This is a genomic window from Actinomadura sp. KC06, assembly GCF_004348735.1.
Classification (GTDB): domain Bacteria; phylum Actinomycetota; class Actinomycetes; order Streptosporangiales; family Streptosporangiaceae; genus Spirillospora.
In genome coordinates this window covers 1-23,015 of the sequence record NZ_SMKT01000137.1, presented here as the reverse complement: position 1 = coordinate 23,015, position 23,015 = coordinate 1, and the positions used below count along the sequence as shown (strand labels likewise).

The following is a 23,015-nucleotide window of genomic DNA, read 5'->3' as shown; positions in this document are numbered from 1 at the left end:
TCAGGCGGCCGCCGTCCATCAGGACGTGGGGGCCGGAGCCGAGGGCGGATTCACGGTGGTACCTCCGTTAGGGAATCTTGCGCGTCCCGGAAAGATGAGGTCGCGGCGGTCCGAGTGACCTGGCTCCAGGGCTCGTCGACCCGGATACAGAGGTGACCATGCCCAATCTCCGAGTGAACAACGACACCGTCCTCCGATTGCCCGAATTCAGCCATGCGGTCATCGCCGGTGAAACCATCTACGTATCCGGAATGATCGGCGCAAGCCCGGGATTCACCGAACCGGTGGCAGGCGGGGTCGGGGCGGAGACCACCTGCGCCTTTCGCAACATCGAACTGATCCTGGCCGAATGCGGCGCCACCCTCGCCGACATCGTCAGAGTCAACGTCTATCTGACCGACATGCAGGCATTCGCCGAAATGAACGAGGCGTACTCTGCGGTCATGGGAAGCACCCCACCCGCCCGGATCACCGTCGGTTGCAACGCCTTGGCCCTAGGCGCACTCGTCGAACTGGAGTGTATCGCCCACCTCGACACCGTCCCGGAGTAAGCGACACTGACACCGCCACCCCCCGGGTAAATCCTGGTCGAAGCGGCGTTCGCGTTCACCCAAGACACGAGTTGTATCTAGCGACCGCATCATGCGGAGGTGACCCTGCCTTTCAAATTTTGGACCGCCGGAATCGGCCTGCCCGGCGACCGCAAAGAATGGGGGCGGCCGGTTTTCAGAACCGTCATGACTTCAGTAAGGTGAAGTGGTAGGCGCAACCCACCGGCCGTGTTCATATGGGACGGTGTCTCTGGAACGGAGTCTTGATGACGGCGGATGTCGCACTCCACCAGCAGATCAGTGCATTGTCCGACCTGGTCACGCCCATGGCGATCCGGGTCGCGGTCACTTTGTGCATCGCGGACCACATAAGTGCGGACGGGGAGACCCTGGCGGAACTCGCCGAGCGCACGGGCACACAGCCGCGGCCGCTCGGCAAGCTGTTGAACCACCTGGCCGACCGGGACATGGTGACCATTGGCGAGGGGCGTTACCGCCTGACCGAACTCGGTGCCGTCCTGCGACGTCGAGATGACTCGCCGTGGCCGTTCCAGCATTTGGACCTTGATGGGGTCATCGGGCAGACGGATCTCGCCGTGATCCATCTCCTGCACACGCTGAGAACAGGGGAACCGGTTTATCATCGAATGTTCGGGACCGACCTGTGGTCTTATGTCGATGGCCGTGGTGATACCGATGATGAGCTACGTTCCCAGTCCGCGGTGAAGCCGGCGTTCGACGTCGATTTACTGGTGGGCCATCGGTGCTGGCGTACGGCGGACACGTGTGTGGACGTGGGCGGTAACACCGGCGCTGTGGTCGAGGCGCTGCTCGCCGGACACCCGAATCTGCGCGCGACCCTGCTGGACCTGCCCGCTTTCGCGCGAGTGGCGGAACGGCGCTTCGCCGAGTCCGGGCTGGGCGACCGGGCCACCGCTCTCGGGCAGAGCTTCTTCGATCCGCTGCCCCGGGGCGCCGATGTTTATCTGCTTTCGGCGGTTCTCGCCGATTGGGACGACGACAACGCCGTCCGGCTGCTCCGCAACTGCGCTGACGCCGCTGGCCGAAACGGCCGGATACTCGTGTCCGAGGTCTATCTGCCCGAGCACTTCCAGTGGCCGAACACCGCCATGACGCTCTGGCTTGAGGCCGTCACCGCCAACCCGGACCGGTCCGTGGACGACCTGTCTGCGCTGGCCGCCGAGGCCGGGCTGAGCGTGGAGCGAGTGGATCGGGCGGCGACGCGTGTCGTGCTTGAGCTCCGCGGCTAGACCCGTCCGTCTCCGCGGCTAGACCTGTCCCTCTCCGCGGCTAGACCTGTCCCTCTCCGCGGCTGGAGCCGTCTGTCTTCACGGCTGGATCTGTCCGTCCGGGCTGAGCCTCGCCGTTACGTTGCCAGCGCTATCTGGACCAGGGCCAGCACGGCAAGCAATGCGGGGCCGCGGGCCAGCTGCAAGATCAAGCCGACCGGGGTCGGACCGAAGACACCGAAGTCAACGAGTGAACCCCCATAGTCCATCGGCGGCCTGGTCGCCATCCGGTAGGTGACGAGTCCCGCGCCCACGGCCGATATCGCGGCGGTGAGAGCCGAGATGCCGGGGGTGAGCGCCGCTGTCAGCGACGACCAGACGACTGCGCCCGCCGCGGGCACCACGAGGTGCGCGAGCGTCAGCGACCGGTCCGAGCCGCCCAGTGCCCTGCGGATCGAGGGCGCGCGGCTGATGATGCGGAGCCCCCCGGCGAGCCTGTCCACGGCGAGGAACGCCGTCACCAGGTGGAGTGCCGGCAGGAAGTCCGTCAGGCCGACCACATGCGCCGCGTAGGGCACCGAAATCAGCGCGGCCCAGATGAACAGGCCGGTCCGCATGCGCAGTACACGCGCCAGGTCGGCCCTCACCAGCGCGGCGGAACGGCTTCCTCTGATGGGCGCCGACCGGACCCGCGCGATCGCGCGGGCACGGCGTTCGAGGACGATGGACCAGAAGAAGGTGAAGTCCAGGGACAGCACCGATACCCGGGTCGCCGTCGCGAGCTCGACACCGGAGGACACCGCTCCCCGGGTGACGGCGTCGAGGCTCCGGCGGGCCGCGCGGGCCGTGATCACGGCCGCCGCCAGGAGCACGGCCGCACCGGCCGTGTAGGGCGCCGTGCCGATTCGTTCCAGCCCTGTCAGCAGGTCGCCGGGGCGGACGACCGGGACCGTCACCGCGACGGCGGCGAGTGCGTAGGCGGCCGCGCCGAGGACGCGCTGGAGGCCGCGCGGCGATCGAAGCCCGGCCTGTGCCAGCACGCACCCGCACGTCTCGGCGGCGCCGATCGCCGCCCACAGCGCCAGCCACGGCGCGAGCGGCACGGTGAGGCCGGCCACCAGAAGAAGGGCCATGCCGATCACAGCGGACGCCACCGTGCCCAGCGTCACGGCGAGGGCGAAATGGCCGACCAGCAGCCGTCCCCGGTCGACCGGTGTACTGAGCAGCCAGGTGCGCGCCGGAGCGCCGACGTACAGCGGCCCGAACGCCAGCAGGGCCCTGGCCAGCAGGACGGCGCACAGAACCGCGAGTACCGCGGAGGTCAGCTGGATCACCGGCGTCCCGGACGAGGTGTCCGCGGCACCGCCCTCGCCGGTCCGTCGGAGCCCGTCACGCACGACCTCCGACACCAGGCCGCCGAGGATCCCCAAGTAGAGGGCGCGTTCGAGGAGCAAGGACAGGGTGGCCATGAGCGATTGCCGCGGCCTCTTGGCGCGCACCCTGCGGCGCAGGTCACCGGCTCTCGGAATGTTCTCGCGGACGTCGACGGCCGTCATGCCCCGACCTCGATGGTCCGGTCGGCCGTCGCGTCGATCAACTCCTGGTCGTGGGAGGCGAACACGACACCCACCCCGGCGGCCTTCTCCGCGTTGAGCCGGGAGGCCAGCCAGGCCCGTCCTCCGCTGTCCAGGCGTTGCTCCGGCTCGTCCAGAACCAGGAGGCGGCGCGGGCGCACCAGGCATGAGGCGAGGCCGAGCCGGTGGCGCTGCCCGCTCGACAGGGTGGCGGGCAGCTGGTCCGCAGCCCCGGTGATCTCGACCTCGGCCAGCATGGAGTCGACCGTGTCCTCCGGGTCGGCGCCGCCGTGCGCCCAGGCGTAGAGCCTCAGATGCTCGACGACCGACAGGTCGGGGAAATAGTCGACGTCGTCGAGCAGGCACGCCATCGCGGCGCGCACGGCCGGGTCGGACTCGCGGAGCGGCTTGCCGTCCAGTTCGATCGTGCCCTCGTCGATGTCCTCGGTTCCGGCGACGCACTTCAGCAGCGTCGTCTTCCCCGAGCCGTTGGGGCCGACGATGGCCACCGCCTCACCGGGCCGCAGGGTGAAACCGACGTCCTTCAGAACGGGAATACCGAAGTAGGACTTGTGTAAATCCGAGACGCTAAGGAGGTGTGGTGTGGCCAGTGTGGTCATTGAGATTGTTTCGTCGGAGGGGCGGATCCGGCTGGGTCGGTGCGACGTCACGTTAGCAACATGCGTAAGAGCATGACAGCGCCGCGCTGCAGGTCGTGAAGGTCAGCATGAAGATCGCGACGCCGCCGGCCTCCTTGCGCATGCTCTGGGCGATCTGAATGAGACGTTGGCGTTCGGTGGAGTATCCGCCGATCTCCCCATTGAAGAATGACATCATCTGCTCAACGGTCGTGTCGATATCGTCCTCCTCGCCTTTGATGAACGCGGTCCCGGCGCCGACGAAGTCGTCGAATCCCCGCACCGCGGCCATGGACTGCGCGAGCTGGGTCATGAGCGCCGCCAGATCGGACCGCTCCTCCTTTTCACCGGCCGCCGGTGTGTTCTTCTCATTCTCCACTGTCCGTGTCCTTTCCTGCTCCGGAGGCCTCGGGGCCCGTCCCGGCGTATCGGTGCGGAAGGGGGAGCAGGGGCGACACGATCGCGGAGTCGATCCTGCGGAGGGCGGCGAGCGCGACCCCGGCCGCGCCGAGCATCAGGCCGTACCCGTTCGGCCAGGTGAGATCGTCGTGGTGGGACACGAGCGCGTGATGAGTGAGGGTGCGCGCGATCGGATCGTGGGCGGGATCGGCGAACTCCTCTGGGGCGAGGGAGAGGATCTCTGCGATGCCGGCGGCGCCGTGGCACAGGCAGGCATCGTGCACCAGCAGGGGGAAGGTCGCACCGGCGTGCTCGGCGTCGCCGAAGCCGATCCGGACGTCATTGATCATTTCGGGGGTCGCCCGGCTCTCGTCCAGGAGTGGTCCGGTACGGCTGAGGGCGATGCCGGGCGCGCCGTAACACCAGTCGAACCGGTGGACGTCCGGTTCGAGGACCGCGTCCCCGTCCGGCCCGCGGTCCTGGATCGACCGGACGTCCCGCCAGTGTCCCGCCGTCTCGTCGAACCAGCTCCGCTCGTACCGGCAGGCCTGGTCCGCGGCGTGGAGGAACAGCGGTTCGCGGGACACCTCTCCCAGCTCCGCCAGCGCGAGTGCGCAACCGGAGGCGCCGTGGGCGAGCCCGATGAACCCCATCGTGTCACCGCGGTCCCGGTCGAGCCAATGGAGCTCCTCCGGCCGGCCTTTGGTGCCCAGGTCCACCAGCAGGGCGCCCAGCCGTCCGGCCAGCGCGAGGCTGTCGGCGTTCCCGAGCGCATGGGTTCCGAGCGTGGCGATCAGGGCCCCGGCGACACCGTCGACCACGTCGAAGGGCACTGGTCCGCCGGCGGCGAGGGCGCGTTCGGCCGCCTGGTTCACCAGCGCGCACCCGTCCGCGAAGAGCGCCTCCTCTTCGAGTGCCCGTCCGGCGAGGGCGGCTGCGAGACCGGCTCCCGAGGTGCCGCTGTACAGGCCGATACCGGGGGATTCCGTGGCCGTGGCGAGTGCTTGGCGGCATGCGGCTTCGGCGAGGCGGGCGTACGACCGGTCGTCCGTGGCGGCGGCGAGCTGTGCGAAGAACAGACCCATCCCGGCGGTACCGGTGTAAAGGTCGGCCCCCATGGGCGCCCAACTATTGGGACCGGTGTCGCTGAACTGGGGTGTGAGCCAGTTGCAGCGGCCGTCGTGCCAAAGAGCATTGTCGGTGATTCGCCGGGCGAGCCTGCTGACATGGCTGAGCAGCACCTCATCGGACGCTGTTTCCGCGGCGGGCGGAGTTTCCGTGATGAGCGGCGGCGTCGCGGCAGGGAGCCTCGTCGTGGGAAGTGTCCGAGATGATGCGTCGCTGGTCAGTTCGTTGACGATAGTGCGAGCCACCTCTTCATCGGCGTACGGAATCTCAAGCGACCTGTTCTTACTCGCGAACCAGTCCGCGACGTATTCCAGCTGCGTCGAATGGTCGGCGTGCCCGTCGCTGCGCGCCCTCATCAGGCCCTCGGCGATCGCGTCACAGACGAACATGCCGTAGCTATCGCCGTTGCCAGGGTCCTGGGCCATCCCGAGGCCAACACCCAGCCGACGGGTCAGCGCCGGTACATAAGGCCGCATGTTGGGCAGAAGCCGTTCGTGGATCCCGCTGAGGACGGGCCACGCTTCCACCAGGTCGCGGTGACCGATGTAGAGGACCCCCGCGTCGGCCCGCTCAGGCCATTCTCCGTCGGAGTGCACGACCTTGAACTCGTAGCGCAGATTCCGCCCGCCGAGTTCGTGGCCGAGCATCGCGACCAAGTCCAGTGCGCCGACGGCCGTGACGTTCCAGTAAAGGCGGATGAGCCATTGCCCATGAAGGGTCGGCGAGCCGTGCGGGCTGCGGAACAGCATGAAGCCCGGCGACTTGGTCAGGGAGACGCCCGGCCGCTGCACCCGGATTCGGACGGCCGGGGTGCCTTCCTGCCCGCCGTCCAGTACGACCTGGACTTTCACTCCGTCGAACTCGACCGCCGGAGCACCCCGGAACTCCTCCACCGGCCGCATCATGGCCGAGCCCCCGTTGTGCCCACTGGAGTACAGCGCCGCGTTGATGAACCGGGCCGACCGGCTCGCCGGCAGACCCTCCATCATCGACTCACGGAACGCCGACAGCTCCTTGCGCGGCCAGCCGAACAGGTAGAGCCCTCGATAAAACAGGCGGCTCAGAAAGGCCGTCGCCGCCTCCGTCATCATCACCTCGTCAGGCAGCGGGCGGATCGTGTCGACGGTCTCACCGAACCAGGAAAGGCCGTAGTCGGCGGAGACGGAGACCGCGGTGAGCGCGGCGCCGACAACCCGGTGGAACTCAGTCGTGGACATCAGTCAGCGCCAATCCGAAGAAGGCCCGGGCGGCGGCGTCCGGGCTCATGGCGAAGTTCGCCGCCATCTGCATCAGCTGCCGCGCCGTCGCCAGCGGAACGCTCAGCTGGTGCGTGTTCTCTATGGCGAAGTGCACGAGCCTGGCCGCGCACCAGTCCATCAGGTTGGGCAGACCCGCGTGGGCCAGATCGAAGGTGCCCGCGAAGGTGGCCACGTAGCTCCCGAGAAAGGGGTGCGCGAATTCTCGGATCGAGCGCATCCCGGCTACCGCGGCCTCGCCTGCCATTGCCTGGGCGTTCCAGGGTACCCAGCAGTCGGGATCGGTCAGCCACCAGACGACGCGCTCGGCGAGCAGGCCTGCGACGTCCCAGCGGCGGTCGCCGGGGCCACCCATCTCCCAGTCGATGAACACGGGTTTGCCAGAGTCACGGACCAGGATGTTGTCGCCACGCAGGTCGTTGTGCGTCATCGCCTCGGAAGTCCACTGCCCATGGACCCTGTCAAGCAGCCGCATCAGGGCCTCGCTCGACTGAACCGTCCGGATGATCTCCAAGGACGAGGGGCTGTGGAACTCGACCGAGTCGAAGGTGGGGTGACCACAACGCAGAATTGGCGGAGGTGGTTTCGCGGGCAGGCCGAGATCCCCCTCGGTCCGGTGCAGCCGAGCCAAGGCGGCACCGATCCCGGCTGCGATGACCGCATGCCGCTGCCGGTCCTCCAGGTCCACCTCTCGTGGTGAATCGCCTACGACGTACTCCGTGACGAGCAGGCCGTCATCCTCGTCGTAATCGGAGAACCCCGGGAGGTGCTGGGTGAACGCGGTGGTCTGGAGTGCCTGGTAGACCGCGGCCTCCTGCCGGAGCGAATCGCGAGATTCGGCCGTTGTGCCCTGCTTGACGACCCATCCTTCAGATTCAAATCGGACGATCAGGCATCGGCATCGGCGTGACTCGTCCGTGACGGTCAGGCGTGGGTCGGTTGCGTACTCGGGCCTCAGCACCCCGCACGACAAAAGTCTGCGAACCGCCGCGACCTCTTCGAGGATCGGCAGCCCCGCCGTGAGCACCGTTTTCTCGGCCATGGGCCGGTCTTGCCGAGTAGTGACTTTCACGATGGCCTCCGTAGGGAGCAGCCGGCGATTCCTCGCCAGTAGGCGTCGGCCGGAACGGCATGCTCAGCAGTGACGCTGCTCAGCAACATGCGAGGGAGCAACTGAAGGCCGCCGTGCACGCTGAGATACTGACGGTGATCGCGACGAATCCGCTACGGGCTTCGATCGTCTGGGCGAGTTCGATGACCCGGCTCCGCTCGTCGGCGTCGCCGTATCCGTCGCCCCGCAGAAACCGGGTCATCACCGCGGTGGCCTCCTCCAGCTCCACCTCGCCATGGATGAACCCACTCGCCGCTGTTGCGAAATCGGCCATACCGTCGATGCTTAATAGTTCCAGCCTGATCTCCTCAAGGAGATCACGGCTTTCTGTCATGGAATCTTCCGAGGTCATGGCGGGTATTCCTGATTGTTCGAAGCGGACCCAAGGAAAATGTTTGAGGCGGACCCGAGGGGATCCGCCCAAGAACGTTCCCTGGGCGGATCCAGGCGGGGCGTTACGCGTCCGCCAAGCGAGGGCTGGGCGGGGGCCCAGCGACCGCTCCTAGCAGCAGATGACAGAGCAGCTGAACGTCGGTGTGCAGGCCGTGACGCTCGCGGTGACGGATACCCAGCCGCACTGTGCCTCGATGGTCTGGCCCAGCTGGATCAACCGCTCCCTTTCCTGCTCGTCCTGGACGATGTCGCCCTGCAGGAAGGGGGTCATGACCTCGATCGCCTGCTCGATACCGATCTCGCCCTTGATGAATCCCTGGGCAGCTGCGTTGAACTCAGAGAAGCCGTCGATACCGTGCAGGGCATCGTTGAGATCACGCACTGCCTGTGGACCTCGTGACTGTTCCGTGACGGTCGCGGTGGTGGTAGTTACGGGAGCTGTCATTGGCAACCTCACTTTCGCTTAAGAGCTCCGATGGCGAGTAGATCCTTGACGTCCTGCCAGTGTCAATCAGCAACCGTCGAGAGTTTTACAGGCTGACCATATCCGGTCAAGGTAGATGTCGAATTACACAGGGAGTAGTAGCTCAATAACGGATCGGTGAGGTCATGCCTGTGTTTATGGACGATCATGGTCAGGAGTAAATGCATGGCTCCGTCTCCTCGTTCGGTGTAGCCGCGACCATCGATGCAAGGTAGCCACCGTATGGTGCGCAGCAGGAGGCATCGCCCAGGTTGCCTTCGATGTCGAACCATGCGAATCTCACCTGTGCGGCGACCGGAATCCGTTGACGAGGCGAACAGGTGCCATTAGCTTCAGGAGTCATGGGACTGGCTGACGAGAAGGCAACTAATGAATATGACGTAGTGGTGGTAGGGGGCGGACCTGTCGGCCTCATGGTCGGCTGCGAGCTCGCCCTCGCTCGGGTGCGCGTCCTGGTCGTGGAGGGCCGGACTGAGACAGACCCGACCATCAAGGCGTTCGGGCTTCACGTCCCCACCGTCGAAGCGTTGGATCGGCGTGGAATGCTTCCCGCGCTACTCCAGGCCCAGCGAGATCATGCGGAGAGTCTCCTGGAGGCCCTGACGCGTCGGCGGAGCCCGCTCCCGGATCCCACTCCCCGTTCCGCCAACGTCGCTGGCCATTTCTCCGGGATTACGATCTCCCGGAGCAACGTTGATTTCGGTAACGGTTCCGGCGAGCCAGAGCCGGCACCGGACATGCTTCCAGTCAGTCAGCAAATGCTTGAACAGGTCTTAATGAATCGCGTTCGTGCTGAGGAAGCCGGTGTCGAGCTCCGCAGAGGTGTGTGGCTCGAAGAGTTCAGCGAGCACGAGACCGGGGTCGACATCCGCCTCGACACGGGTGAACGTATGCGCTGCACGTGGCTCGTCGGGGCCGACGGCGGCCACAGCATGGTTCGGCAGGCAGCCGGATTCGACTTTCCGGGAACGGACCCCGAGATCACTGGCAGGCAGGCCGTTGTGGACCTCGAAGACCCGGGAGAGCTTCAGCCGGGCTGGAACCGCAGTGATGCCGGTCTCTACGTATACACACCACTGACAGGGCGGATTCTCACCGTTGAGATGAACGGACCGCCCCAGGATCGTCACACGCCGGTGACTCTGGAAGAGTTCCAGGACGGCTTGCGGCGCGTGTCGAAGACGAACGTCACGATCGCCTTCCTCAGATCCGCGACGAGGTTCACCGACAATGCCCGGCAGGCGAGCACGTACGTGAAGGGCCGCGTCGTCCTGGCGGGGGATGCGGCTCATGTTCATTCGCCGTTCGGCGGCCAAGGGCTCAACCTCGGTATCGGTGACGCGATAAACCTCGGCTGGAAACTCGCCGCGACCGTGAAAGGCTGGGCGCCGGAACACCTGCTCGGCACCTACACGCGAGAAAGACATCCGATCGGCGCCTGGGTTCTGGACTGGACACGCGCACAGATCGCTCTCATGCGCGTCGACCCGCGCACCGAGTCGCTCCGCCAGATCGTTGGAGACCTCGTGAACACCGGTGACGGCTCGGCGTACATGATGAAACGGCTGCTCGGCTTGCAACAAAAGTACGATCTGCCCGGCGGGCACCCTCTCACGGGGTGCAGCGCCCCCGACCTTCAGCTGGAAGGACGGAGGCGGCTCGCAGAAGTCATGCACGGCGGACAGGGTGTCCTTGTCGGCGCACCCCGCCTAGCCGACGCCGCCGCGAGCCATGGCGACCGTCTCGTGTACGTCAAGTCGCCGAACGGCACCGCGATGCTGGTGCGTCCCGACGGCTACGTGGCGTGGGCCTCGGACGATCTCGACGATCTCACGGGCCTCGAAGACGCGACGCGGACGTGGCTCGGTGAGCCCGCCCACGTGGCGCGGTGACGTCAGCCTGTTCTTCCGACCGGTCAAAGGCGCGTACGGCCAGCGCCCGCACCATACGGTCCCGCCCGTCCGCCACCAGGCTGCGCAACGTGGACGGATGAGTGTCGTCGGCGAGCCAAACATTCGCCGCCGCCACGGTCTCCTCGCTGATCGCCCATGAAGGGAACAACAGCAGCGCCACCCGCTGGGCGGCCTCACCTGTGCGTTGCCGCCACACGTCCGCAACGTCGGTGAAATACCGGCTGGTGAAAGGCGCCAGCAACGCCCGCTGCGCGGGATGCGAAAACCCGGAGATGATCGCCTCGACGGTCGCGTTCGACAGACCATCGTCGTGAACGGCCCGCTGCCACGCCTCCTGCTTGGCCCGCTGCGACGGCTGCAGTGCTCGCGCCCGCTCGGCCTGCCGTCTACCGGTCGCGGTCGAATCGCGCTCGAGTTCTGCCTCGATCTCGCTTACTCCCGCCCGCCCATGGGCGACGAGAGCCTGGGTCAGCCGCCAGCGCAGATCGCTGTCCACTACCAGCCCCGCCAGCGGTGCCGAGCCGTCCAGCCAGCCGCGCACTGTGTCGAGCTGAGCGTCATCGAGCACACCCACGGCCATCGCGTGGACGAGGCCCAGTTGATGGTCCGATCCCGGCTCGGCAACGGCGGCCCGATCGAGTAACAGGCCGATGTGGGCCTGCCAACCGGTCCGCGCCCATACCGGATCGCCGTAGTTCTCAAGTGCGGCGTGTGCCTGTTGAAGCAGGCGTTGGACGACACCGACCTCGGTCTCGACCGCGAGCACCTGGCCGACCAGCGCGACGAAGTCCCTGGCCCTCAATTCGGCCTCCTGGGTCATCTCCCAAGCGGCCGACCAGCACAGGGCACGGGGCAACGACTCAGCGACGTCGCCGATTCGGCTGATGAGGGTGGTCAGCGATTCCGGATCCACACGTATCGTGACATATGCGAGGTCATCATCATTGACCAAGATCAGCAAACCGCGATGCACGCCGGCCAGTTCGGGAAGCTCGGTTCGTTTACCGATGACGTCCGCCTCGTATCGGTGGGCACGGACCAGTCGGCCGGTGCCGTCGTCGTCATAGACGCCGACGACCACGCGATGCGTGCGCGGCTCGCCGCCACCGAGATGGGCACGGCTCTGCGTGACGGCGAACTCAGTGAATCGGTCTTCGTCGTCGACCGAGAACATCGGCCGTAGCGTGGTCACGCCCGTGGTCTCCAGCCACTGCGCGCTCCACCAGGACAGATCTCGCCCCGACTTCTCCTCCAGCGAGGTGAGAAGGTCGGCTAGCGTGGCGTTGCGCCAGGAGTGCCGAGAAAGGTACGTCCGGACCCCGGAAAGAAAGCTCTCCAAGCCCACAAAGGCGACCAGTTGCTTGAGCACGCTTGCGCCCTTGGCGTAAGTGATGCCGTCGAAGTTGAGCTCAACCGCGCGGAGGTCAGGGACATCGGCGGCGACGGGGTGGGTCGACGGCAAACGGTCCAACTGGTACGCATAAGCCTTCTCGACGTTGGCGAAGGTGGTCCAGGCGCGTTTGTGATCGGTAGCCTCGGCCTGTGCCAGCACACTGACGAACGTGGCGAACGCCTCGTTGAGCCAAAGGTCGTCCCACCATCGCATGGTTACCAGGTTGCCGAACCACATGTGAGCGAGCTCGTGCAGCACGGCCGCGCGGCGCCGCTCATAGGCGGGGCCTATTACCCGGCCGCGGAATATGTGATCGTCCGTGAACGTCACGCAGCCTGTGTTCTCCATCCCGCCGACGTGGAGTTCGGGAACGAAGCACTGGTCGTACTTGCCGAACGGGTAGGCCACGCCGAACGTTCGATGGTAAAAGTCAAAGCCCTTCCTGGTCTCGGCGAACAGCCGCTCCGCGTCCATGTGCCCGGCCAGTGATGCCCGGCAGTACAGCCCCAGCGGGATCGTGATCAGTTCGTCGTGATACTCGTCGCGCCACTTCGCCCACGGTCCGGCCACTACGGCCACCAGGTAGGTCGACATCGGCCGCGTGCGCTCGAACACATGCTTCACGGCACCATCGGAAGTCCTCCGGGCGGACTTCACTGCGGTATTACTCAGCACCATCCAACCCGCGGGAGCCAAGACGTTCATTTGGTAGGTCGCTTTCAGGTCCGGTTGGTCGAAACACGCGAACACCCGCTTCGCGTCAGCAGGCTCGAATTGCGTGTAGAGATACACCTCCTGATCGACCGGGTCCACGAACCTGTGTAAGCCCTGTGCCGTGTTCATGTAGAAGCACCTCGCTAGGACGGTCAATTCGTTGTGTTCGGCCAACGGCGACAGCGTGATGCCTTCCCCGGGCCTGTAGCCGGAAAGGTCCAACGTTTCTCCGTTGAGCACGGCCTCCACAGGATGAGCCACCAGATCGATCCAAGTAGAAACACCCCCTTCAGGGCAGCGGAATCGAACCGTGGTCATCGAACTGAACGTGTTCTCCCCCGCCCCGCCGAAGCCGTCCGTAAGATCGAGATCGATAGCGTACGAATCGACCTCCAGTAGCGCACGCTGCTGGGCTTGCTCACGGGTCAGGTTGGGCACTTCCACACCACACCTCCGGATATCGTTCCGACCTAGAGGGACCCTAAGATCTTCCCAGCGGTATCTCGGAAGTCCAACGCCTGCAGAACGGCCGCTGCCGCGGCGCTTCGACGTTCAGCGGACTTGCCCAGGTCAGTACGACGATCGGAAGACACGGCGTCCGCACGGCGTCCCCGATCCGATCTGCCTGAAGGTCTTCGACGAGAGGATCACTCGTCGAGTGGGCGGGCCCGCGCAACTGGAGGCGCTGTCGCGCATCCGCGACGGGGGACATGCTGACCGTCCAAGGGATCAGCCGTAACCGGGTTCGGCCTCAGCCAGGTGCTCGGCGTCGCTTTAAGGACCGCCTCGCGGAGCCCACCTACCCGAGCGCTTGAACGCATGATGCCCATCGGGCTGACAACCACGTTCCCGACGGTACGCGGAGATACGAGGCACCTGCGGGGCGCCGGACTGCAGCCGGCTGAGCGATACCTCAATGTCCGTGACCGTCGTGGTCGGGTTCACGCGGGTGCTGACCCGTTCGGGCGAAAGCCCCACCGGAGCCGATGCGGCTGCTGGCGCGAGTGGGTACGGCCGTGGCCGTGGCACGCACGGTATGCCTTGGCAAGGAGGTTGGCACAGGTGCGGTCGGTCCAATCCGACAGTACGTATCCGAGTGCGATGCAGTCGCCGCCGGGGAGTTCGTCAGCGAAGAAGTCACCGGGTACAAAATCCAGCCGGTCCGCCAGGTCGTAGGTATGGCGGGATTCGGCCACGAAGCGCTCAACCAGCGGCAGGTCGAACACGGTCGCGCTCGGAGTCGGCGAACGCAGCAGCGCGGCGACCGCGAACGGTCCGCTCGCGCCGCCGACGTCGATCAGGCTTTTCACTTCATTCAGCCTGGCCAGCTCAGCGAGTTCCTTCGAAGGGGCGAAACTAAGGCTCCACATCGCTGCCATGAACTCAGCCGGCGCCTGCTCGTCGCGGTAGAGGAACTCGAACGGCGCCGGCAGTTGCTCATCCACCGCCGTCTTGCCGTGTTCCAGGTAGGCCGCCAGGCGGTTGATCTGCGTCGATGTCTCGCTGACCAGATGGTCAACGAATCCGCCGACGTATTGGTCATCGTTCCGGTCGAGATAGGGGCGCATCTCGCCCGGCATCTCGTACCGTCCCTCCGATCTGCGACGCAGCACACCGAACGCCGTCAACACCAGGAGCATCCGCTCCAGGGTGTCAGCATCAGTGCCGAGCGCATCGGCCATCTCCGTCGGCGCCTGCGGTCCACGAGCACTTACTGCGAAAGACTCTTTATCTGTCGGCGAGTTGCGGCACCGGCGTAGACACCAGGCCGTACACCGCCCTCTCCAGAGCCCACGGCATCACGATGATCGCCTCCGATCGATCCAAACCTTGGGTGGCCAACTGCGACGGATCCGCAGTTGGCCAAATGTCAGGTCTCCTTCACGTTTCGCTGCACTTTTATCGCCATCTCTTCGGCATCCTCAGCCAACCTCAGCCAGATGGAGGCACAGGTCCGCGCCAGCTCGCTTACCATCTGTGCCTGGTGTTGCGGTACCACCTCGGCAAGTTGTATCTGCTGCTGCAGGAGGGAGTGAAAGCTCAGGCCTCGTAGTAGCACACGGCCCTTCTCAGTGAGTTTCAGGGAGGGATCCTTCATGAGGCGTTCCAGCGCTTTGTTAAAGCTCTCGGTTGAGTTCACCTCGCGTATTACGCTGCCTTTTCGTCGCCTAGCACGGCGTGGATCAGATGGCTTCGGCCGAGACTTCCGGTGCGAAGCCGACAGCGGCTCTTCACCACGGTCCAGACGGTTTCTCACATCACGTACAGTGGTGGGTGAGATGCCCGCCAACCGGGCAATCTCACGGCTTGAAGCGTTCGGCTTCTTCTCAATCCACTCACTTGCGATCATCCTGCCCGCTGCGCTGTCGACCGGTCTGCGTCGACCGTCGCGGCCCATCCTGACTGCTGCCTTCATCGCATCGCCGCCGGCAGTTGGCCTGAGGTCCTTGACAGCCTTGTCAGAGATCGCGGCGATGGCCGCGATCGCGCGATCAGACCAGTCGGGGTGTGACTTGATGATGCGCAGAGCCGCCGCCGCCCGGTCCCTGGCAGAGAGCGGCAGTCCGTGCGCAACGTTCAGCTTGACGGCGAGTACGAACGCGTCTTGTTCATCACCGTCAAAGAAGCGTACGGAGATCTGATCCTCACCACGCAACTGCGCGGCCTTAAGCCTGTGCATTCCATCCACAATGCGCATCGTGGGTCGATGCACGATGATCGGCGGGAGCGTGTTGCCCGCCTCTACCATGAGGCGTATGTGTTCCAAGTCCTCTTTATCAGTGCGTGGCGAGTCAGCGGGGAGCAGCCCGGCAGTGGGGACCGTCTCCGCTGCCGAAAGTAACCAACTGTCCCCTCTTCCTTCCTCATGCGTGGACGGCCATTGGTGAGCCGCTTGGGATCCGGCTTGCGTACTCAGCGCGTACCTCCTGCCTAACGGACGGCTTCCGCACGGGTGGGAGCTCCCGGCAGGTCGAACGAGGTGTTGCACAATGTCTCGATGACCCGAGGCGGCTCCTGCTCCGACCGGCCGTCTTCGATCGCGTCGATGAGCCCTGCCTCAGTCGGCTTGCTGTCCGTCTGGTATTCGACCTTGCGCAACTTGAACTCCAGGCAGGAGCGGGACGCTGAGCGCCCGATGCCGCCCGAATATCCGCCGTACGAATTCAACAAGCGCAGCATGATCAATGTGTGCAGAGGATTCGGGAGTGGGCCCAGTGTTCTATGTACCGTAGAATTAATGAGGCCGGACGTTCGACGATCACATATTGGCTGACTGATTTTCTATCCAGCGGGAATGCGCGGATGATATGCTGAGGCTTCCGCATCGTCCCATCCTGCCTCTCGGAATCGAGAACGCTTCGGATCGCGATCGTGTCCTGCCGGAGCAGGTCAGAGGTGACGCATCTCTCGCGATACAAGGAAACTCCTGCCTGGGAAGCACACGAGTAGACCTAGCCAATCAGGCACACCAAGCATAGGAATCGGTATTGCCGGACGCAATGTTGACCTGTTGATTCTTACAGGAAACACTCCTGAGAGTCTTGCTTCAAGTTGCCGGGGATGAGTACCGGACACTGCGGTCCGATAACGACCTGGGCCCGCAGCGGTTGAACGGCCCTGAGAGGTGTCCCCACGTGGGCATTGCGTGGTCAGCTTGGATGGTGTCGGACTTCGGCGTTATCAGAGCTTGCGCGTCGCGCTGGTCCCGGACGCATTGAGCCTATTTCAGCGGCAGGTTGGGGTGTGCTGATCACAGCGTGATCGCGGGCGGTGCGGCGGGGTCTGATCGCGCTTCGCTGCCGTTGTCGCGTCAGACCCTGACCTACGCCACCGGCGTCATTCGCCGACACCGCGCATCGATCGGCAGCAAAGGCCGAGCGCTGCCACCGGGCGCCCAGGCCCTGATGGTGCTGGTCTACCTACGCAAAGGTGAGACCTTCGCCGAACTGGCCACTGGGTTCGGAGTCTTGACCAGCACCGCATGGCGCTACACCACCGAGTCGATCGAACTGCTGGCCGCGCGTGCACCCAAGCTCCCTGCCGCCGTTGGCAACGCGCGGCGTGGCCGGCTGCCCTACCTGATCTTGGACGGGACGCTGGTGGCGAGCGACCGGGTGGCCGCCGACCGTCCCTTCTACTTGGGAAAGCACCACAAGCACGGGGTGAACCTGCAGGTGATCGCCGCCCCGGATGGCAGCCTGCTGTGGGTGTCGGGGCCGTTGCGGGGTCGCCGTTGCGGGGTCGGTGCACGATCTGAAGGCCGCCCGGATCTGGGGCGTCATCCGCGCGCTGGCTGCCACCGGCATCCTCCTCCTGGCCGATAAGGCATATCAAGGGGCCGGTGACCATGTACTCACGCCCTACCGGGACGTACTACCCGTGTCGCTTCTGGAGCGGCGTCGATAAGCCGAGAGGGACGGCCAGCCTGGTCGCCACCACCTCTTGTCTGCTGGGCATGTCGACCCGTCGGGAGGAGAAATGGGAAATTTGCCTAGCTGTCCAGGTCGCAGGTCAGCCTCATGGCCGACGAGCTGGACGAGATGGCCGGCCGGAGACGGAGCCGACCTTCACGCCGGGTTGTACGACGCGATCACCTCCGCACTGCCCGACGCGTCATAGCAGACTGTCGAACTCACTACCACTGCCGACCAGGGCTCCCTTGCGCGTTCCGAGGCCGGCGCAGCCGAAGGTGTCGACGGTGGTGCGCGCTATCTTCGAACAACCCGACAACGACGCCGTCTTCGCCGAGCACCGCCACACTGAAGGAAAGACAGTAGACGGACCGACGCGGTCGGCGCCTTTCCTGCCGCGCCGCCATCATCCGCTTTGGTCGGCGCCATGCCGACCTAGCAGAACGACGAATGTCCCGGGTGACGCCCCTACTTGTGCGTCGAACGACTCAACGCATGCCCGAAAATCGTCGCCGATTTTTACACTAATGCTGCAGATGTGACAATCAAGGCAGTTGGTGCTTAACTAGTCCATGTGTCATGAGGCGGCCTTCTCAACACCACCTCCGCGGGAGCGGCCACGGCCAAACAACGGCCGTCGGCACTCGCTCGGTCCGATCAGCGCCGATCACCGGCCTCGGATGGCGAGATCATCCCTAGATGTCGTCATCCGTTACGAACAGGCCTCGGCGTGGTCACAGAGCCATGAAATGGCGGAGGTTGGCGTTAGCATGACAAGATGGTAACTTGAATGAACCTGAAGGCGAAGATTCTCGGCCCGGGACGGGACGCTGATCCCTATCCCGCATACGCACGACTACGTGAAGAGCGTCCAGTTTGTCATGTGCGTCTCCACGGCGGCGTGCATTGTTGGGTGGTGTCTCGATATGAGGACGCTCAGGCTGCATTGGCGGACCCCCGGCTGAGCAGGGATCCCCGGGTAGCGGGGCCGGCGTGGCGCGAGACCGACCGCGGGCGTCCATTGGAGGATGGCTCAGGTCTGGGCGTTCACCTTCTCACCAGAGAGCCACCTGACCACACCCGATTGCGCCGGCTTGTCTCCACGGCCTTCACCGCACGGCGGACAGAGACGATGCGTCACCGGGTGCAGCAGGTCACCGATTCATTGATCGACGCCTTCGCGGCGCGTGGCGAGGCCGAGATCATTGCCGAGTTCGCCTACCCGCTTCCGATCACCGTGATCTGTGAGGTACTAGGCATACCGGCCGCGGACCGAAGCCTCTTTCGACAGTGGACGTCCAACGCGGTCTCCGTCGAACCCGGGGACGTTGACGGCCGCCTGTCCGGCACGCCGAGCCCGGGTGAGTACCTGCGCGCGCTCGTCACCACTAAACGCCGTGCCCCGGAAGACGATTTGATCAGCGTCCTCGTCGAGCACGAGAAACAGGGCGGGCTCAGTGAGCCTGAGTTGGTGTCGATGATCTTCCTGCTGTTGATCGCGGGGCATGAGAACACCGCCGCGCTCATCGGGAACGGTATCGTCGCTCTGCTCGACAACCCCGGACAGCTCACGCTTCTCCAGGAGCGGCCCGAACTGGCGGCGGCAACGGTGGAAGAGGTCCTGCGCTATGACGGGCCGATGGAACTCGCGGCGTGGCGTTTCACCACCGAGCCAGTGGAGATCGGCGGAACGCGCATCCCGCCTGGTGAGCCGGTTCTCATCGCGTTGGCGGCGGCCCATCATGACCCGGCGCGGTTCCCCGAGCCGGATCGGTTCGATCTGTCTCGTTCTGACAACCCACATCTGGGGTTCGGATACGGACTCCACCACTGCCTGGGCGCTCCACTCGGTCGGCTGGAAGGCGAGGTGGCGTTGGCGACGCTCTTCAGCCGCCTGCCTGACCTGGCCCTCGCCATGCCCGCAGAGCGGCTGCCTCGGCAGCCGAGTTCCATCGTCCGTGGGCTGCACGAGCTCCCGGTTGTGTTCACTCCAGTCCGCTCACCACGCAGGTCGGGCTAATATCCCGGCTCCGGGGTCGGCGAGGTGCCCCTGCAAGTAGGCGCGGATGTCGGCCGCCCGCGGGTCGTCGACCTCCTCATAGAGCGCAAGCGCGGCGGCCCAGGATTCTCGTGCGTGCTCTGATCGGCCAAGAGCGTGCAAGATCCGGCCCCGGCGGGCCAGTCCGTCGGCCTCACCCCACCGCGAGCCTGCCAGGCGGCGGGCCCGCAGCGAACGGTCGATATGGTCCAGAGCCTGTTCCTGTTCCCCGAGGGCGGCGTAGGTCTCGGCCATCTTTGCGAGCGTCAGGCCTTGACCGTCATGGTTCTCGATCTCCTCGAAGATCCTCAGCGCCGCTCGGAGAACGTCGAGCGTCTCGTCGTGTCGCTCCCACCCATGGTGGGCATCAGCCAGTGTGAACATGGCCGACGCCTGGCCATGCCGATCACCGACCTCGCAGAAGAGTGAGAGCGCCTCGCTGGCGCGATCGTACGCGATCTCCATCAGCCCACGATCGACGTTGAGGAACCCCAGCCCGGCCAGCGCCCATGCTTGACCGTGGTGGTCTCCGACGTCCCGCTGCAAGGACAAGGAATGCTCAAAGAGCTGCTGGGAGCGATCGTATTGGCGTAACCAGCGGTAAGCCTCGGCCAAGCTGGTCTCCACCCACCCCTGGGCACGACGATCGCCCGCTGCTTGAGTCGCCTTGTGCGCCAGCGTGGACGTCGCCAGCCACAAACCCCCAGGCTTGCGGAGAAGACGCAGATAGTCGAACAGCGCGATGGCCAGCTTCCAGGCCGTCTCGTACAGGTGATGGTCCACTGCCAGCCTGATGATCGACGCGAAGTTCGGTGCCTCGAGGTCGTACCAGCGCAACGCGTGCTGGTCGGAGCTGAACGTTAGCGGGGTGATTCCAGGTGCCAGGGGCCTTAGCTCCACCGGGCTCAGCCGAAAAGGTGCCAACGCCCTGCTTCCGGCTGCGATGGAGTGCAGGTACCAGTCCGCAAAGCGCCTTATCGCAGAGTTCCTCTCCGAGGCGGTGCTTTCGGCCCCGACGCATTCGGCGGCATAGACCTGAAGCAGATCATGGAAGCGGTATCTGCTGTGGGGAGCCCCTTCCAGCAGATGAACGAGGGCCAGTTTCTGCAGAAGACGCCGAGCCCGAGCCACGGAAGCCCCGGCCAGCGCGGCCGCCGGCTCCAGGCTGATGTGCGGGCCACGGTGTAGGCCGAGCAACCGGAACATCCGAGCCTCTTCGTCACTCAGATCGCGATATGACCATTCGAACACCGTTCGGACTGCGACAGAGTCGTCGGCCTCCAGCGCGTCCAGCCGATGTCTTTCTGCGGCGAGTTCGTCCACCAGCTCACCGACCGGGTGATGAGGATGCGCCGCCACCCGCTCGGCGGCAATCCTCAGCGCCAAGGGCAGATGTCCGCAGTGGCGTGCGAGGACGGTCAGGGACGCCGTTTCCGCCTGGGCACGAGCTTCCCCGACCGCAGCATGGAGCACCGCCATGGACTCCTCTTCGGTCATCGGACCGAGGAGTATCCGTTCGACGGCCACCCGCATCGGCAGGCCGATGAGTCTTCTGCGGCTGGTCACGATCACTCCGCATGCCGCCGACCCGGGCAGCAGTGGCTCCACCTGTTTGGAGGACGCGGCGTTGTCCAACACGATCAGGAGCCGCTGAGAGGCCAGCAACGATCGATACAACTTCGCGCGCTGCTCAAGCTCCTCCGGGATATCACTGGGTTGAACCCCGAGCGCGACCAGAAACTCCTCCAGCACGTCGCCCGGCCGCATCGGACGACCGTCCGGAGAGTAGCCCCGCAAATCGACGTACAAGCGGCCGTCGGCATAGATCTCCTCACCGGATCCGCCGATGCCATGGGCGCAACGGAGCGCGGCCGCAGTCTTGCCAACGCCAGGAGGACCGTCGATGGCCACGATCGTCGGCGCTCCTGGCGGGACCTTGCCGGTCATCGGCACTTGGCCGTTGAGAACGTCGGACATCCGGCGCATCTGACTTTTCCTGCCGACAAAGCCCGCGGGCGGCGCGGGAAGCTGAGCGGGACGCCGCTTCTTCCCCACAGCCGCCAGCGCAATCAGTGCTCCGTCCGCCTCCAACACCTCGTCGCAATGCCTGACCAAGTCGGCGGAGGGCAAGGCACCGTGTCTGACCTTGCTCAACCAGCTCGGATGGTAACCCGTGAGCTCTGCCAGTTTCCGCCAAGACAGGCGACGTTTAGCCAGGAGCCGCTCCAACTCCTCAACAAACACCGAAGCCATGTCCTCCCCAGGGCCGCTCAGTGACTCGCTCCTCTCTCGCGGCAAGGAGCGTTCGAAGGCAGATCTGGACTGAACGCTACCGCTGACGGGCGGCCTCTGACTTGAATCTGTTATCAAGTCACATGCCAAGTAATGGAAGTACCCGTGACCTGGGCGGACTCATCCGCGAGAGGGGACCTTGATCTTTCCTTTGATGATCTCCTGCTTGAGGGCTTCGACTCTTCCCCTGATGTCCTCCATCAACCCCCCGGAGGTCGCATAGCCCACACCCTTGTTGGACAGGTCATAGACCTTCGTACCGGCATGGAACTGTCCCTTGAGGACCCCTGAGACAAAGTCGAACACCGCCACGTCGACTCGTCTCATCATCGATGTCAGAATATGATCACGTACTCTCGCGAGAGCACGCTGCCGGTACTGGTCGGTATCAACGCCGATGGCCCACCTTCCCTCAGCGGCCGCGCCGTTGATCACCCCGATCCCGGCGGCGCCGGCCGCGTGGAAGATCACGTCCGCCCCGGCGTCGCTCTGCCCCTCGGCGCTGAGCCGGGCCTTGCCCTGGTCTTTGAAACCCGAGACGTCCGGTGGCTGGCTGAGGTATTTCACCAGCACCTCGATCCGTGGGTTGATCGTACGGGCACCCGCGGTGTAGCCGCTCTCGAACGTCTTGATGATCGGCGTGTTCATGCCGCCCACGAAACCGATCGTGTTCGTCCTGGTCTTCAGTGCCGCCACCGCCCCCACCAGGAAGGATCCTTGATCACTGGCGAAAACCAGCCGACTGACATTGGGCTGAGCGGTGGGGTCGCCGTCCACGACGGCAAAACGCATGTCCGGGTGCCTCTGGGCAACTTGGTCAACAGGCTTGGTATAAGAAAAAGTCAATCCGATAATAGGGTTATAGCCGGACCGCACTAACCGCTCAAGCAACTGGACCTTTTCAGCGTCCGGTACGCCTTCCTCGGCTTCGAATCCCTTGACTGCGACTCTCAACTCCTGCTCAATTCTGAGAAGGCCGGCATGGGCCGAGTCGTTGTACGAACCATCACCGAGTCCGCCATCTGAGTAGATGAGAGCGACCTTCAAACCTCGCCGGTCGTCAGCCCTGCTCCCCTTCCCTCCGGAACACCCAGCAACACTCAGTATCGCCAGCATGGCTGTAAGAGCACAAAAGGTCTTCGTATAAGGGACGGCTACCTTCGTCACAGACCCCAGAATACTGGAAAGTTCCCTCTCCCTGGCTCCATATGGCGAACTCCATAGTCCCATCCGGCGAGGTTCAGGAAGTATGCGACCTGGCCCGTGCAGGTCAGCGACCTCGCGGATTGAACTTAGCCCCGATGAAGGACGGCCCTATGCAGGCGTTTGCGTCCGTGCTTGAAGATTTGAACTGAGAACCAGCCCTACTGCGGAGCGTTCATCGACGCCCACGCCGATTGGCTGAGGGTGTTCCACCCCATTGGCGGCCGTCTCATCCGCCACGGCACCCGCCATGACCCGCGCGGTCC

17 protein-coding genes and 1 pseudogene are annotated in these 23,015 nt (G+C 64.9%); 5 read left to right on the top strand and 13 right to left on the bottom strand.

What is annotated here, in order from left to right:
- The first annotated feature begins 173 nt into the window (after positions 1–173).
- Positions 174–551, top strand: coding sequence for a RidA family protein (locus E1287_RS32260; protein WP_165969297.1), 378 nt, complete (start codon positions 174–176; stop codon positions 549–551).
- Between the two features lie 266 nt (positions 552–817).
- Positions 818–1,822: a methyltransferase gene (locus E1287_RS32255; RefSeq protein ID WP_165969296.1), complete on the top strand. Its 1,005-nt coding sequence runs from the start codon at positions 818–820 to the stop codon at positions 1,820–1,822.
- A 116-nt stretch (positions 1,823–1,938) separates the two neighbouring features.
- Here the strand turns inward: E1287_RS32255 and E1287_RS32250 are convergent, their stop codons facing one another.
- From E1287_RS32250 to E1287_RS32220, 7 genes are all read right to left on the bottom strand, one after another.
- Entirely contained in the window at positions 1,939–3,357 is a 1,419-nt protein-coding gene (locus tag E1287_RS32250; RefSeq protein WP_131969054.1) for a DUF6297 family protein, read from the bottom strand.
- A complete protein-coding gene (locus tag E1287_RS32245) occupies positions 3,354–3,995 on the bottom strand; it encodes an ABC transporter ATP-binding protein (RefSeq protein WP_131969053.1) in 642 nt (213 codons plus the stop codon). The genes E1287_RS32250 and E1287_RS32245 overlap by 4 nt, the downstream gene beginning before the upstream one ends.
- Positions 3,996–4,047: 52 nt before the next feature.
- The gene (locus tag E1287_RS32240; RefSeq protein WP_131969052.1) at positions 4,048–4,392 is read right to left on the bottom strand and encodes a hypothetical protein; all 345 of its coding nucleotides are present in this window, start codon (positions 4,390–4,392) and stop codon (positions 4,048–4,050) included.
- Positions 4,382–6,757 carry a lanthionine synthetase LanC family protein gene (locus E1287_RS32235; protein ID WP_131969051.1) on the bottom strand — a complete coding sequence of 792 codons (2,376 nt, stop codon included), beginning with the start codon at positions 6,755–6,757 and terminating at the stop codon, positions 4,382–4,384. The genes E1287_RS32240 and E1287_RS32235 overlap by 11 nt, the downstream gene beginning before the upstream one ends.
- A complete protein-coding gene (locus tag E1287_RS32230) occupies positions 6,744–7,838 on the bottom strand; it encodes a phosphotransferase (protein ID WP_131969050.1) in 1,095 nt (364 codons plus the stop codon). The genes E1287_RS32235 and E1287_RS32230 overlap by 14 nt, the downstream gene beginning before the upstream one ends.
- A 109-nt stretch (positions 7,839–7,947) precedes the next feature.
- On the bottom strand, positions 7,948–8,259 hold the full coding sequence (locus E1287_RS32225) for a hypothetical protein (protein ID WP_131969049.1): 312 nt from the start codon (positions 8,257–8,259) through the stop codon (positions 7,948–7,950).
- A 150-nt stretch (positions 8,260–8,409) separates the two neighbouring features.
- Positions 8,410–8,682, bottom strand: coding sequence for a hypothetical protein (locus E1287_RS32220; RefSeq protein ID WP_131969048.1), 273 nt, complete (start codon positions 8,680–8,682; stop codon positions 8,410–8,412).
- A 443-nt stretch (positions 8,683–9,125) separates the two neighbouring features.
- Here E1287_RS32220 and E1287_RS32215 point away from each other — a divergent pair, with 443 nt between their 5' ends.
- A complete protein-coding gene (locus tag E1287_RS32215) occupies positions 9,126–10,676 on the top strand; it encodes an FAD-dependent monooxygenase (protein WP_131969047.1) in 1,551 nt (516 codons plus the stop codon).
- Here the strand turns inward: E1287_RS32215 and pepN are convergent.
- The 4 genes from pepN to E1287_RS32195 all read right to left on the bottom strand — a co-directional run bounded on the left by pepN (position 10,615) and on the right by E1287_RS32195 (position 15,984).
- Positions 10,615–13,248 carry an aminopeptidase N gene (pepN, locus tag E1287_RS32210; protein ID WP_131969046.1) on the bottom strand — a complete coding sequence of 878 codons (2,634 nt, stop codon included), beginning with the start codon at positions 13,246–13,248 and terminating at the stop codon, positions 10,615–10,617. The genes E1287_RS32215 and pepN overlap by 62 nt on opposite strands.
- Before the next feature lie 497 nt (positions 13,249–13,745).
- A complete protein-coding gene (locus tag E1287_RS32205) occupies positions 13,746–14,486 on the bottom strand; it encodes a methyltransferase (protein WP_131969045.1) in 741 nt (246 codons plus the stop codon).
- Between the two features lie 188 nt (positions 14,487–14,674).
- Positions 14,675–15,793, bottom strand: coding sequence for a ParB/RepB/Spo0J family partition protein (locus E1287_RS32200; RefSeq protein WP_165969295.1), 1,119 nt, complete (start codon positions 15,791–15,793; stop codon positions 14,675–14,677).
- Complete coding sequence (locus E1287_RS32195; protein WP_131969043.1) at positions 15,736–15,984, bottom strand: hypothetical protein; 249 nt, start codon at positions 15,982–15,984, stop codon at positions 15,736–15,738. Before E1287_RS32195 ends, E1287_RS32200 begins: the two co-directional genes overlap by 58 nt.
- Before the next feature lie 581 nt (positions 15,985–16,565).
- On the opposite strand from E1287_RS32195, the pseudogene E1287_RS32190 reads away from it, so the two are divergent.
- Both E1287_RS32190 and E1287_RS32185 read left to right on the top strand, forming a co-directional pair.
- A pseudogene (locus E1287_RS32190) lies at positions 16,566–17,172 on the top strand (transposase family protein); the annotation flags it as partial.
- Between the two features lie 1,188 nt (positions 17,173–18,360).
- Positions 18,361–19,236, top strand: a complete 876-nt coding sequence (locus tag E1287_RS32185) for a cytochrome P450 (protein ID WP_207934595.1) — start codon at positions 18,361–18,363, stop codon at positions 19,234–19,236.
- Here the strand turns inward: E1287_RS32185 and E1287_RS32180 are convergent.
- Both E1287_RS32180 and E1287_RS32175 read right to left on the bottom strand, forming a co-directional pair.
- Positions 19,216–21,507, bottom strand: a complete 2,292-nt coding sequence (locus E1287_RS32180) for a tetratricopeptide repeat protein (RefSeq protein ID WP_131969040.1) — start codon at positions 21,505–21,507, stop codon at positions 19,216–19,218. The two genes, E1287_RS32185 and E1287_RS32180, sit on opposite strands and share 21 nt — an antisense overlap.
- 159 nt (positions 21,508–21,666) lie before the next feature.
- Entirely contained in the window at positions 21,667–22,713 is a 1,047-nt protein-coding gene (locus E1287_RS32175) for a BMP family ABC transporter substrate-binding protein (protein WP_165969294.1), read from the bottom strand.
- Positions 22,714–23,015 lie beyond the last annotated feature (302 nt).